The 12,806-nt window shown below is 46.2% G+C and carries 13 protein-coding genes; all 13 read left to right on the top strand.

What is annotated here, in order from left to right; all coding sequences use genetic code 11:
- The first annotated feature begins 114 nt into the window (after positions 1–114).
- The 13 genes from G5B12_RS01710 to G5B12_RS01650 all read left to right on the top strand — a co-directional run bounded on the left by G5B12_RS01710 (position 115) and on the right by G5B12_RS01650 (position 12,772).
- Positions 115–1,854 (top strand): cache domain-containing sensor histidine kinase, encoded by a 1,740-nt coding sequence (locus tag G5B12_RS01710; protein WP_174087641.1) that lies wholly within the window; start codon positions 115–117, stop codon positions 1,852–1,854.
- The gene (locus tag G5B12_RS01705) at positions 1,854–3,440 is read left to right on the top strand and encodes a response regulator transcription factor (RefSeq protein ID WP_174087640.1); all 1,587 of its coding nucleotides are present in this window, start codon (positions 1,854–1,856) and stop codon (positions 3,438–3,440) included. Before G5B12_RS01710 ends, G5B12_RS01705 begins: the two co-directional genes overlap by 1 nt.
- A gap of 27 nt (positions 3,441–3,467) precedes the next feature.
- Positions 3,468–4,511: a LacI family DNA-binding transcriptional regulator gene (locus G5B12_RS01700; protein ID WP_174087639.1), complete on the top strand. Its 1,044-nt coding sequence runs from the start codon at positions 3,468–3,470 to the stop codon at positions 4,509–4,511.
- Between the two features lie 632 nt (positions 4,512–5,143).
- Complete coding sequence (gene iolG, locus G5B12_RS01695; protein ID WP_148446722.1) at positions 5,144–6,157, top strand: inositol 2-dehydrogenase; 1,014 nt, start codon at positions 5,144–5,146, stop codon at positions 6,155–6,157.
- A 26-nt stretch (positions 6,158–6,183) separates the two neighbouring features.
- Positions 6,184–7,083: a myo-inosose-2 dehydratase gene (gene iolE / locus G5B12_RS01690; protein ID WP_118063076.1), complete on the top strand. Its 900-nt coding sequence runs from the start codon at positions 6,184–6,186 to the stop codon at positions 7,081–7,083.
- A gap of 106 nt (positions 7,084–7,189) precedes the next feature.
- On the top strand, positions 7,190–8,035 hold the full coding sequence (locus G5B12_RS01685) for a class II fructose-bisphosphate aldolase (protein WP_118071573.1): 846 nt from the start codon (positions 7,190–7,192) through the stop codon (positions 8,033–8,035).
- Positions 8,036–8,137: 102 nt separating this feature from the next.
- Positions 8,138–9,364 carry a 23S rRNA (uracil(1939)-C(5))-methyltransferase RlmD gene (gene rlmD / locus G5B12_RS01680; protein ID WP_243278894.1) on the top strand — a complete coding sequence of 409 codons (1,227 nt, stop codon included), beginning with the start codon at positions 8,138–8,140 and terminating at the stop codon, positions 9,362–9,364.
- Between the two features lie 132 nt (positions 9,365–9,496).
- Positions 9,497–9,817 carry a SymE family type I addiction module toxin gene (locus G5B12_RS01675; RefSeq protein WP_148446720.1) on the top strand — a complete coding sequence of 107 codons (321 nt, stop codon included), beginning with the start codon at positions 9,497–9,499 and terminating at the stop codon, positions 9,815–9,817.
- 14 nt (positions 9,818–9,831) lie between these two features.
- Positions 9,832–10,617: a ParA family protein gene (locus G5B12_RS01670; RefSeq protein WP_174087638.1), complete on the top strand. Its 786-nt coding sequence runs from the start codon at positions 9,832–9,834 to the stop codon at positions 10,615–10,617.
- Complete coding sequence (locus G5B12_RS01665) at positions 10,607–11,605, top strand: ParB N-terminal domain-containing protein (RefSeq protein WP_174087637.1); 999 nt, start codon at positions 10,607–10,609, stop codon at positions 11,603–11,605. Before G5B12_RS01670 ends, G5B12_RS01665 begins: the two co-directional genes overlap by 11 nt.
- A gap of 129 nt (positions 11,606–11,734) precedes the next feature.
- A complete protein-coding gene (locus G5B12_RS01660) occupies positions 11,735–12,034 on the top strand; it encodes a hypothetical protein (RefSeq protein WP_291543553.1) in 300 nt (99 codons plus the stop codon).
- Positions 12,035–12,093: 59 nt separating this feature from the next.
- Positions 12,094–12,279 carry a DUF6440 family protein gene (locus tag G5B12_RS01655; protein ID WP_174087636.1) on the top strand — a complete coding sequence of 62 codons (186 nt, stop codon included), beginning with the start codon at positions 12,094–12,096 and terminating at the stop codon, positions 12,277–12,279.
- A 25-nt stretch (positions 12,280–12,304) separates the two neighbouring features.
- The gene (locus G5B12_RS01650; protein WP_174087635.1) at positions 12,305–12,772 is read left to right on the top strand and encodes a hypothetical protein; all 468 of its coding nucleotides are present in this window, start codon (positions 12,305–12,307) and stop codon (positions 12,770–12,772) included.
- The last annotated feature ends 34 nt before the right edge of the window (positions 12,773–12,806 follow it).

Genomic DNA, 12,806 nt, shown 5'->3' with positions numbered 1-12,806 from the left:
AACCACAAACAGGAAATCAGGCAGGGGTAAGATACTCCTGCTGTTTCCTGTGTTTATGAGGAAACAGCCAAAGCGGAAGAGATGTATCCGCTTTTACAGAAGGGAGGAGGTCTTGTGTTAAAAAGCATCCGGGCAAAGATCATGCTGGCGATTCTGACAGTTACCATGTTTACCGCCGGTTCTCTTACCGTGGTATTTTATCTCCGGGCTGCAGAGATGATCGAAGAAAATTATTCCGGGATCCTGTACGGACGGATGCAGCAGACTGTAAAAAATCTGGACGAATCCCTGAAAGAGATTTATTATGTGAATATGAAAACTGCCTGGGATGAGGATGTCCGGAATAATGCGGAGGAATATATCCGTACCGGGAATGAAAACAGCCTGGAAAATATAGCCGGGCTTCTCCGGGAATACAGCCGGGAATATAAAGATATCAACTCCCTTTACTTTGTTTTTCCAGACAAAAAAATGGCGGTGACATCGGAAGAGTTTCCGGTAAACAAACAAGGGATTAAAGGAGAGCGGATCGAAGAGCTGGAAGAAATACAGGAGAGGGATTCTTTTCCGGTCCTTGTGGAATCCCTGGTCCATGAAGGCAGCAGTTTTCTTTCGGTGATCCAGAAGGTGGAAGATGACAACGGAGAGGCATTGGGATATGTTGCGGCGGACATCAAGGAACGGGCCATTTATTATGAATATCTGGAAGCTGTCAATGATGAGAAGATCACCAGGATTCTGCTTGTGGATGGAAATAATGAGATTGTAACATCAGAAGATTACAGTGATCTTGGGAAAACATTTCCGGAGATTACAGACCATGATGTTCCAGGTGTGGAAGGATATATAGAAAAAAACGGTGTGATCTCCTTTTTCAGCAGAGGAAGTTTTTCAGACTGTGGGTTATACCTGGAAGTACCAAAAAAAGAAGTCCTAAGTGAACTTTCCCAGATGAGGCTTTTCCTGATCGGAATCTTCGGGGCTGTTTTTGTGGCAGCTGTGCTTCTGGCACTGTGGCTTTCCAGGGTGGTCTGCGGACCACTCCGGTCCATGACAGGTACCATTGAGAAGGTTGGTGAGGGAGACTTAAGCCTTCGCACAGAAGTGACCACTGCCGATGAGATCGGAACCCTGGGAAAAGAATTCAACCATATGCTGGATTACATCGAAGATCTGATCGCCCAGGTGATTGAGGAGGAACAGCAGAAAAAAGATGCGGAACTGGAAGCGCTGCAGTATCAGATCACACCGCATTTTATGTATAATACCCTGAATTCCATCAAGTTTGCCGCATTTTTAAAAGGGGAGAAAGAGCTGGCAGGCCTCATCGGAGATTTTGTGGAGCTTCTCCAGGCCAGCATTAATAAGAAGGGAAGCTTTCTTTCTGTTGCTGATGAGATCCATATCCTGAAAAACTATATCCATCTGCAGGATTTCCGTTATCAGGGGAGTTTTCAGGTGGAGTATGAGATTTCCGAGGAAGCATACCGGTGCTATATTCCAAGGCTGATTCTTCAGCCCCTTGTGGAGAACGCCCTTCTTCACGGGATTGACATCAAGCGGCAGACAGGAAAGATATGGATCAGCGGAAAAGTAAAGGAAGGAGAGCTGATCCTTATAGTAAAAGATAACGGAAGAGGAATGACAGAAGCACAGATCCGGGATCTTTTGGGAAGTCGTGCAAAAAAGACAAAGGGACTTTCCGCAGTGGGAGTTCCCAATGTAAAAGAACGACTGGAGCTTTATTATGGAGAAAAAGGTGGAATGAAATATGACAGCAGCAGTAATGGTACAATCGTTACTGTCTTTCTGCCAGCAATCTATGATATACCGGAAGAAGGGAGGAAAAGCTGATGTACAGAACACTGGTGGCAGATGATGATTTTCTGGTAAGGAGTTATCTGAAAACACTGGATTCCTGGGAAAAAGCTGGATACGAGATCGTGGATGATGCCGAGGACGGAGAGGAAGCCTACGGGTTTCTTCAGAAAGAAAAGATCGATGTTCTTGTGACGGATCTGACCATGCCTGTGATGGATGGCATTGAGTTGATCCGAAAGATCCGTGAGGAAAACAGGGATATCTATATTATCGTGCTCAGCTGTCATGATGATTTTGAATATGTAAAAGAGGCCATGCGCCTTGGCGCGGATGAATACGTACTGAAAAACAGTCTGGATGAGGACAGTCTCTATGATACCCTGGAAAAATCAGCCCGGCTGATCGAAAACCGCAGGAAAAAAAGCCAGGAACAGGCGCAGGCAAGAAAACTGATCCATCTGGGAAGCCATGCTCTAAAATATTATTTTTTCAACGGCCTGATCTCCGGGATGCTGAAAAACCAGGCACGTGAAGAAAAACGTGTGGAAGCCGGGATCGCCGGGAAATATTTTAACAGCGCTGTGATCTGTATGTTTATGGAAAGATGGGCGGAGCGGGAACGGCAGTGGACCCCGCTGGAAGTGGAACAGTATTCCCATCATTTCCGCCACAGGCTTTTGGAACGGACGGAAGAGCTCCTTGGAACAGAAAGCGAATTTACAGAAGTGATTTATCTTGGTGCAGGGATTTTCTGTTGTTTTCTGGATCTTTCCAGGGACTGCAGGACTTCAGCCATGCAGCAGAGGCTGACAGAGGTTGCGGCTATTTGCTACCGGCACTGCCAGGAGGATTTTTGCGATTTCGGCATCAGCGTCAGCAGCGTCTGCATGGGAGAGGAAGGAATCCGTCAGGCTTACCAGCAGGCCAGAGAGATGATGAAACTGCATTTTTATGAGAAAAAAGAGATTCTTTATTTTGAAGGCCAGAAGAAAGCGGACAGCGTTCTGCCGGAAAGTGCCGACATACTGGAAACACAGATTTCTGCCCTGAAAGCAGGAAAAGACAGGAAGAAGGCGGAAGAGCTCTGGGAGCAGGTCCTTACAGAATGTCAGAACCGTTATACGGACGGAAGGCTTCTTGTACAATGGCTTAAGAAACTGAATCTGACAGCAGGCCTTGAAAAAGATTCCATCTGGTATGAAGAGATCGAAGATTTTGAAGAATTTCGGGAAAAAGGAAATTCCTGTATTTCGGAACTTTTTGCAGGAGGAGAGGATGTGGTTCCGGAGGGGATTTCTGCTGCTGTGAAAAAAGCGCTGGAGTTTATCCGGGAACATTATGAAGAACAGATCAGCCTTCAGGATGCGGCAGATGCGGCGGAGGTGAATCCTGCCTATCTCAGTTATCTTTTCAAACAGGAGATGAAGATCGGTTTTTCCAATTATGTGCAGGAGCTTCGGATCGACTGTGCGAAGAAGCTTCTTTCCGGAACGAACTGTAGGGTGAAGGATGTGGCTCTGCGCTCTGGTTTCGGAGATTACCATTATTTTTCCAAGACGTTTAAGAAGATCACAGGGATGAGCCCTGCGGAGTACCGGAAGGGTTCAGGCGTATCATAGGGTATAGCAGAGAAGAGGAGCAAGATCATGGGTGTTACCATAAGACAGATTGCAGAGGCTGCTGGTGTTTCCAGAGGAACTGTTGACAGAGCGCTGAATAACAGAGGGCGTATCAGGCCGGAAGTGGCAGAACGAGTCCGGCAGATCGCAGAGGAGATGGGGTATAAACCGAATCAGCTGGGACGTGCCCTGTCCATGAGCAGAAATAATATCAAGATCGGCGTGATCCTTCAGGGTGCGGAGACTCCTTTTATGAAGGAAGTCATGAAGGGTGTTGAGGAGGCCAGGGCGGAAGTCGATAATCTGGGCGGCACGGTGCTGATCCATACCATTGAGCATCAAAGTGCAGAGGATGTTCTTTTTGCCATGGAAAAAATGCGGCAGGAAGAAGTCAGCGGTATTGCGATGGTTCCTCTTGAAGCCGAAGAGGTGAAAAAAGAGATCGACCGGTTTGTGGAAGAGTATCATATTCCGGTGGTGACTTTTACTTCCGATGTGGAGGATACGAAGCGGCTTTGTTTTGTGGGGCAGAATGGTGTGCAGTGTGGACGGGCGGCTGCGGGGCTTATGGGAGAACTTACCGGGGGAAAGGGGAAAGTTGCCATTATCTCTGGTTACAGGACCAATACTTCTCTTAGCAGTCGTGTGTCGGGGTTTCGGTCTGAGATGAGGAAAAAGTATCCGGGGATTGAGATCATTGGGCCGGAGTATTGTTTTGAGGAGAATGTGCGGGCCAGAGAGATTGCGGAGAAGATTTTTAAAGAGGTTCCGGATCTTGCGGGGATTTATCTTACTTCTCATGGTGAGGAGGGGGTATGCCGGGCCATTGCCGAGGCTGGTAAGATGGGGCTGGTGAAGATGGTTGCCAATGATTTTATGGGGCGGAATTATGAATTGATGAGGAAAGGGTTTATTCATTTTCTGATCGGGCAGGATGCTAGGATTCAGGGGTATGAGCCGGTGATGATTTTGTTTAGACTGCTGTTTAACGGGGAGGAACCGGATAGGGAGAAGTTGTTTACGGAGATATATATAAGAAATGAGTATACGATTCCGGAGGGGAGACACTGAAATGGGGGTGTCTCCTTTTTTGTGCGGATGGACGGACCGGACGCCGTGGAAGGGGATGCTGTCTGGTCTGCGGCTTCGTCGGGGGCTGGCTTCTAGGGCGCCGGAATTCTGCTAAAACCGTTTTACAAAAGTCCGAACTCGCGGCCTGCTGCCGCTCAGACAACGGACTTTTGTAAAACAACGCAGATTTCCGCCGCCCAAGAATCAGCTCCCCTCCTGCAGAAGCAGAGCCAGACAGCATCCCCTTCCACGGCTGGTGCATCCAGCGAGAAATAAGGTCGTTTGACGGATAGGTTGTGGGTCGTCAGCGCTTCGCTGGACGACTGCAAGGGCTGAGTTTGCGTTTGTCTGATGGGAGGGTGGCGCTTGGCTGGATAGCAGTGGTAGTGTGGCTTTGATATGGAATAGTGTGGGAATGTGTTGGAATTGTTGTGGTGAAGTTGACCTAAAAATATTGCATATTGCAGCTAAAAATAGTTCTCGTCATTTTTAATAGAAAAAAGATGGTAATATTGTACAATATTAGGGGTTGCGATTTGTGGGTTACGATGATATTATATTAAGCATAAAGAGCGTGTTCGGACACGCAAGAGGATAACATTGGGAAAATAAATCAAAAGGAGATCAAAACTATGATTAAAGTTGGTATTATCGGAGCAGGTAGAATTGGTAGAGTTCATATCACCAGTATCACAACAAGGGTACCGGATGCAGTAATTAAGACTGTTGCGGATCCGTTTTTAAATGATGAGACTGCTGCTTGGGCTAAGAGCATGGGTGTTGAGCATACGACTAAGGATTATAAGGAGATCATCAACGATCCTGAGATTTCCGCAGTTCTGATCTGTTCTTCTACAGATACTCATTCTCCGATTTCTGTAGAGGCTATCAAGGCTGGCAAGCATGTTTTCTGTGAGAAACCGATCGATCATGATATTGCCAAGATCAAAGAGGTTATCAATGCTCTTGAGGGCACGAATCTGAAATATCAGGTTGGTTTCAACAGAAGATTTGACCACAACTTTGAGTCTCTTCAGCAGGCTGTTGCAGCTGGTAAGGTTGGTAAACCGGAGATCATCAAGATTACTTCCCGCGATCCTGAGCCGCCTAGCATTGATTATGTTAAGGTTTCCGGTGGTATGTTCCTGGATATGACCATTCATGATTTTGATATGGCTCGTTTCCTTGCAGGATGTGATGCTACTGAGGTTTATGTTCAGAGTGCGAACCTGGTTGATCCGGCTATCGGTGAAGCTGGGGATGTTGATACAGCTGTTATCACTCTTCAGATGGAGAATGGTGCGATCGCTGTTATCGATAACTGCAGAAGAGCTTCCTATGGATATGACCAGAGAGCGGAAGTATTCGGTTCTGAGGGTATGGCTGCTATCTCCAATGACAGCCAGTCTTCCACAGTGATCAGCAATGCTGAGGGCGTTACCGGTGAGAAACCGATGTTCTTCTTCCTTGAGAGATACATGGATGCTTACGGTAAAGAGGTTGCAGCATTTATCGATGCCATCGTTAATGACAAAGAGACACCTCTGAATGTTTACGATGGTCTGAAACCGGTATTAATGGGTCTTGCTGCTAAGAAATCCAGCGAGGAGCACAGACCGGTTAAGATTTCTGAGATTATGGAATAATTCAAATAATAAAGGAGAATTGACCAATGTTTGATAAGAATAAAGTAAAACTTGGTATTGCACCAATTGCATGGACTAACGATGATATGCCGGACCTTGGCAAAGAGAATACTTTTGAGCAGTGTGTCAGTGAGATGGCCCTTGCCGGTTTCACAGGTTCCGAGGTTGGTAACAAATATCCGAAAGATCCGGAAGTTCTCAAGAAAGCTCTTGAACTTCGTGGTGTTGAGATCTGTAACCAGTGGTTTTCAAGCTTCCTTATCACCAAACCATTTGAGGAAGTTGAGAAAGAGTTCCGTGCACAGCTTGCTTTCCTGAAAGCTATGGGGGCTAAGGTTATTGGCGCTTCTGAGCAGAGCTACAGTGTTCAGGGTCAGCTGGATACTCCGATCTTCGGCCATAAATATGAGATGAATGACCAGGAGTGGGATACTTTCTGCACAGGTATGAACAAACTTGGTAAGATCGCCAAAGAGGAGTATGGCATTGCCCTTACTTTCCATCATCATATGGGTACTGTTGTACAGAGCCTTGCTGAGGTTGACCGTATGATGGAGAATACAGATCCTGAGTATGTAAGCCTTCTTTTTGATACCGGTCACTTTACATACTGTGGAGAGGATCCGCTTGAAGTTGTTAAGAAGTATGTTCACAGAATCAAACATGTTCATCTGAAAGACATCCGTCCGGAAGTTGTTGAGCAGGTTAAGAAAGAGAACATGAGCTTCCTTGCAGGTGTAAGAGCTGGTGCCTTCACAATTCCTGGAGATGGATGCATCAACTATGATCCGATCTTCAAAGTTCTGGAAGAGGCTGGCTATGAAGGATACATGGTTGTAGAGGCTGAGCAGGATCCGGCTAAGGCTAATCCGCTTGAGTATGCGATCCGTGCAAGAAAATTCATTGCCGAGAAGACAGGACTCTAAATAATAAATAATATAAATCAGACGGAAAAAGCGGTATCGGCCAGAAGTGCGTGGACACCGCTTTTTCTGCAAACAGTGTACGATTAACAGGACAGGAGGATCAGTCATGGCACTTGTGAAAATGAAAGATCTGCTGAAGCGTGCCGAGGAGAAGAATATTGGCTGTGGTGCTTTCAGCGTTGGTAATATGGAGATGGTGAAAGGTGCGATCCGCGCCGCAGAAGAATTAAATACACCCATCATCCTTCAGATCGCGGAGGTTCGTCTCAAGAATTCCCCGCTTCATCTGATGGGACCGATGATGGTGCAGGCTGCAAAAGAAGCCAAGGTGGATGTGGCTGTCCATCTGGATCACGGCCTTACTTTTGAGACGGTTGACAAGGCTCTGGAGCTTGGTTTTACATCCGTTATGCTGGATGCGTCCACTCTTCCTTTTGAGGAAAATATCGCCAAGGTAAAGACGGTTGTGGAGAAAGCCCGTAAATATGGCGCCACCGTTGAGGCTGAGCTTGGTCTTGTAGGCGGAAGTGAGGATGGAAGCTGTGACCATGGTATCCGCTGCACAGACCCGGATGATGCAGTTGTTTATGCAAGAGAGACAGGTATCGATGCTCTTGCAGTTGCCATCGGCAATGCACACGGTAACTATCCGGTAGCACCGACTCTTGCTTTTGATGTACTGGAGAAGATCCATGAGAAAGTGGACATTCCGCTGGTTCTTCATGGCGGCAGTGGTATCACGGACAAAGATTTCCAGAGAGCGATCTCTCTTGGTATCCGCAAGGTGAATATTGCCACAGCAAGCTTTAACAGCCTGACTGCTCATGTGGAGAAATATATGGCATCCACAGACAAACATAATTTCTTTGATCTCAATGAGGCTATGGTTCAGGGGACTTATGAGAATGTGAAGAGACATATTCTTGTATTTAACGAGCCATATCAGGCATAAATCAAGGATTTTCTTGTAAAAAAACATAAGGTCTGCTAAGATGTTCTCAGTGAAAATAACTGGGAACATCTTTTTTGTGCCCGTGAAAGAGGAGAGATATAAATGGAGCAGAAAGAAACAGTCTGTTCAGTTGCGAAGAAATGCGGAGGATGCCGTTACCAGGGAGTGCCCTATCAGGATCAGCTTCGCAAGAAACAGAAAATTACAGAAGGCCTTCTGAAAAAATTCGGTAAAGTTGAGCCGATCATCGGAATGGAAGATCCTTATTATTACAGAAATAAAGTGCATGCGGCGTTTGGCCGTGACCGGAAAGGAAATGTGATCTCCGGCATTTATGAGGAAAAGAGCCACAGGATCGTTTCTGTAGACGACTGTATGATCGAAGATAAAAAGAGCCAGGAGATCATCCGTACCATCCGTGGTATGCTGAAATCTTTTAAGATCAAGACTTATGATGAGGACACAGGTTACGGACTTCTCAGACATGTGCTTGTGCGCAGAGGATTTTCTACAGGGGAGATCATGGTAGTTCTGGTTACGGTTTCACCGATCTTTCCGTCCAAGAATAATTTTGTAAAAGCTCTCCGCAAGGAACATCCGGAGATCACAACTGTAGTACTCAATGTCAATGACAGACAGACCAGCATGGTTCTCGGAGACCGGAATATTGTACTTTACGGACCGGGATTTATCAAAGACCGTCTTATGGGACTGACCTTCCGTATTTCACCGTCTTCCTTTTATCAGGTAAATCCGGTGCAGACAGAAGTGCTTTACGGAAAAGCCATGGAGTTTGCGGCAATGACAGGGAAAGAGCGTGTGATCGATGCTTACTGCGGAACAGGTACCATTGGGATCATTGCTTCCAGAAATGCCAGAGACGTCATTGGTGTGGAGCTGAACCGTGATGCCATCCGTGATGCCAGAATGAATGCCAGAGAGAACAAGATTCGTAATGTCCGTTTTGTTCCGGGGGATGCCGGCTGGTTTATGGAAGGAATGGCTGCAGAAGGGGAAAAAGTGGATGTAGTTCTTATGGATCCTCCGCGTGCAGGAAGTGACCGTAAATTCCTGCATTCTCTTTTGAGCCTTTCCCCGGAGAAGATCGTTTATGTATCCTGTAATCCGGAGACTTTGGCCAGAGACCTTGCATATCTTACAAAGAGAGATTATCTGGTGAAGAAGATGCAGCCGGTTGATATGTTCCCGGTCACCGATTCGGTGGAGACTGTGTGCCTTTTGGGCAAACGAAAACCAGATGCCAAGGTAAAAATAGGCATTGATATGGATGATTATTACCGTATCAGGGAAAATGCTGAAAGCAAATAAACCTTTACAAAACCGAATAATACACTGAAACAAAGCAAGACAGAAGCTGTTGATGCGTTAGAAAATAACGTGTCAGCGGCTTTTTCTTTTTATCTGAAAATCTATTAGTCAAATCTGAAAGGAGTCAATTCTATGGCAAAGAAAAATGTAAGAAATATGAAGGTTTGTGGACAGAGCGGTTATAAATATGAGACGGTTCCGGTAATTACATTAAAAGGAAAGTGGCTGGAAGAACTGGGATTTCATCTTGGGGATTATGTGCAGGTGAAATGTGAAAATGGTCAGCTGATTATCACGCCGGATGTGAATAAAGCACAGGAGCAGGAAGCAAAAACAGCATTTATGGATGAGGAGATTAAGAAACTGAAAATCAGATACCAGAATGAAAAAGAAGAAATTACTGCAAAATATGTGGCAGAGCAGAGTGCTGGCTGTTATGGAAAGAAAGCATGAGAGGGGGAGAAAGTGTGGCAAGAATTATCATGTGCGGATCATTTAAAGGGGGAGTTGGCAAGACTGCCAGCTCCTGGAACCTGGCTTATTCACTGGCTGAGATGGGAAAAAGGGTTCTGGCTGTTGATTTTGACAGCCAGGCAAATCTGACAACCTGCTTCGGAATTGAAGATCCTGCGGCTGTGCCGGTGACGATTGGACATCTGATGATGAATCGGCTGGAAGATGAGGAAATGCCGGATCTGTCAGAGTTTATTCAGAGCAGAAATAGCGTGGACTTTATTTCATCATCCATGATGCTTTCAGCAGTGGACAGTAAGCTGCGGATGGATATGGGTTCAGAGAAGATGCTGACCGGCATTCTGGAGCCGCTGAGAGGGCTGTATGACTATATTATTGTAGATACCTGTCCATCGCTCGGAACATTGACAATTAACGCACTGACGGCGGCTGATGAGGTGATTATTGCCGTCAATCCGCAGCTTCTGGCAATGATGGGATTGCAGGATTTTATCCGGACAGTGAAGAAAGTCAGAAGCAGACTGAATGACCGCCTGCAGATTGCAGGGATCCTGCTGACTATGTGTGATGCCAGAACAAATCTCTGTAAGGTAATCACAGAACAGCTGACGGATACTTTTGATGGACAGATCCGGATTTTCAAGAGCATCATACCGAATACAGTAAAGGTGGGAGAATCAATTTATTACAGTGAGCCGCTTCTGGAGTATGCACCGGAGAATAAGGCTTGTAAAGCATACCGGAATCTGGCAGAGGAGGTGGATGGGGATGAAAGCTAATGCACCAAAAAGAAAAGTATTTCAGGACGCACTGGATCTTCTTGCTGAGGATCCGGTGAAGGATATGCCAGTGCCTGTGAACGGGATCGTTTCTATTCCTGTTGAGGAAATCCATCCGTTTCATGATCATCCATTCCGGCTGTATGAGGGAGAACGCCTGGAAGATATGGTACAGAGCATCAAGGATCATGGTGTGCTGAATCCGGTGATCGTGAGGAAGGCTGCAAGGGGCTATGAGATGCTTGCAGGGCATAACAGAACCAACGCGGCGAAGATAGCAGGATTGACGGAAGTGCCGGCGATAGTGAAGACGGATCTGTCTGATGAGGATGCCTATGTATATGTGATTGAGACAAACCTGTTGCAGAGATCTTTTGCGGAACTGCTTCCATCGGAGAAGGCGGCAGTGCTGGTGGCACGTTATGAGAAGATAAGCAGTCAGGGGAAACGAAATGATATCCGGCAGGAGATTGAGGCTCTGGAAGAAACCTGTGGACACGATGTCCACAAGTCCAGACAGAGAACCTGTGGACATGATGTCCACAAGTCACAGAAAAGCCGTGATGGACTTGGTGAGGAATATGGAATGACTGGAAGGAATATTGCCAGATACATGCGGCTGGACCGGCTGATTCCGGAGTTTAAGGATGCCGTTGATAAGGGGACGCTGGCAATGGTAGCCGCTGTGGATCTGTCTTATCTGAATGTGAAGATGCAGAAGATGATCCAGCAGGTGGCAGAAGCAGAAGGAAAGAAACTGAAACCGAAGCAGGCAGTGGAACTGCGGAAGATGGGAAAGGAGATTACGAAAGAGGCGGTTGAAAGTGTCCTGGCAGGAAAAGAACAGAAGAAGCCGCAGAGTGTGTCTGTGAAGCTGCCGGTGGAATTGTATGAGAGGTATTTTGGGCAGATGGATGCCGGAGCGGTGCAGGAAATCATGGAGAAAGCACTGGAAGGGTATTTTGGAAAGGAGGCACCAGGTGTTTAGCAGGGAAGATCTTGAATGTCTGGATCCGGGATATTTTGAAATAATTTATATGGATGACCGGGATGTGACCATCATGTCCCGGAATACCAGACATATGTGGTATATACATAATCCGGAGATTCCTATGAGGTGGAGCTGGAGGATGTGGAAGCGGATTCCGGTGGTGAGACGGAGGCAGGGACGACGCAGAGGGATGTGGTGCGGCATGGCGTTGCGCAGATCCCGGTGTCGTTTTCTGTTACGGCGAAGTGGCTTAAGAAGCTGGCAGGGTATGCGAAACTGGATAAGATCAGCGTGCAGTATTTTGATGTGGAGACATCGGAGCTGAAACTGTCTGAGATGTATGTGACTGGGTATAAAGCGAAGCTGAAAAAGGATACCAGTTATAAGGGATTGTGGACGGTGAGCTTTACGTTGAAGGAGATGTAGTGAGATGTTATAATGGGAGAATCAATAGGAATTTAACGCTTGAGAAAAGAGGAATAAACATGGCAAAGAAAGAAGAAAGATTTGAAGTTATATTTAGAGACGGAAGTCAGCTTAAGGATGAAGGAGTTCGCCAAATCCTTGTAGATAAGGAGACTGGGGTTAACTATCTTTGTTGGAAATCTGGATATGGAGCGGCTATTACACCTCTTCTGGATTCAGAAGGAAAAGTCATAGTTACAAAGTAAAATCGGAATTTCAGGAGGTGTTTTTATGCCACAAATGAATAAGGGAGGAAAATTTATTTTCGGGAAATCACTCATTCGGACGGATGGAACATTGCGGATTCCACCGCAGGCAATGGAAGAATATCACATTGCAGATGAAGGAAAAGTATATCTTTTTACCGGAAGTAAGATTACCGGTGGCTTCTGCGTCACCCGGAAAGGCCTTTTGCATCCGTCAAAACTTGGTCACATTTTGGACGATACTCCACCGTTGCTTGACTACTCAGCAGGTTCTGGCGAATTTATCAAATACAAGGGGCGTTTCTACTGCTGGGTAGAGATTTCACAGGAGGGGCAAATTCTTCTTACGAAGAAAATGATGGATTTTTTGAAGGTGAGACCCGGAATGGAGCTGCTCTCTATCCGCAGTAGCGACATCGCGTTTACGATGGGAGCTAAAGGACCGCTATTGGAAAAAGCAGAAAACTATGATGGTGAAATTCCGCTTTTTTAAGTGTAACAATTTGAATTTGTAGAATAGAGGAATT

It is taken from the genome of Blautia sp. MSK.20.85, from assembly GCF_013317245.1.
Classification (GTDB): domain Bacteria; phylum Bacillota; class Clostridia; order Lachnospirales; family Lachnospiraceae; genus Blautia_A.
This window is presented reverse-complemented; position numbering and strand designations above follow the sequence as displayed.

What these genes read in the sequence shown, in the direction of transcription:
- G5B12_RS01655 (WP_174087636.1), top strand. Translation starts at nt 12,094, where the DNA reads ATGGCAAAGAAAGAAGAAAGATTTGAAGTTATATTTAGAGACGGAAGT.
- G5B12_RS01685 (WP_118071573.1), top strand. Translation starts at nt 7,190, where the DNA reads ATGGCACTTGTGAAAATGAAAGATCTGCTGAAGCGTGCCGAGGAGAAG.
- G5B12_RS01700 (WP_174087639.1), top strand. Translation starts at nt 3,468, where the DNA reads ATGGGTGTTACCATAAGACAGATTGCAGAGGCTGCTGGTGTTTCCAGA.
- G5B12_RS01665 (WP_174087637.1), top strand. Translation starts at nt 10,607, where the DNA reads ATGAAAGCTAATGCACCAAAAAGAAAAGTATTTCAGGACGCACTGGAT.
- iolG (WP_148446722.1), top strand. Translation starts at nt 5,144, where the DNA reads ATGATTAAAGTTGGTATTATCGGAGCAGGTAGAATTGGTAGAGTTCAT.
- G5B12_RS01650 (WP_174087635.1), top strand. Translation starts at nt 12,305, where the DNA reads ATGCCACAAATGAATAAGGGAGGAAAATTTATTTTCGGGAAATCACTC.
- G5B12_RS01675 (WP_148446720.1), top strand. Translation starts at nt 9,497, where the DNA reads ATGGCAAAGAAAAATGTAAGAAATATGAAGGTTTGTGGACAGAGCGGT.
- G5B12_RS01705 (WP_174087640.1), top strand. Translation starts at nt 1,854, where the DNA reads ATGTACAGAACACTGGTGGCAGATGATGATTTTCTGGTAAGGAGTTAT.
- iolE (WP_118063076.1), top strand. Translation starts at nt 6,184, where the DNA reads ATGTTTGATAAGAATAAAGTAAAACTTGGTATTGCACCAATTGCATGG.
- rlmD (WP_243278894.1), top strand. Translation starts at nt 8,138, where the DNA reads ATGGAGCAGAAAGAAACAGTCTGTTCAGTTGCGAAGAAATGCGGAGGA.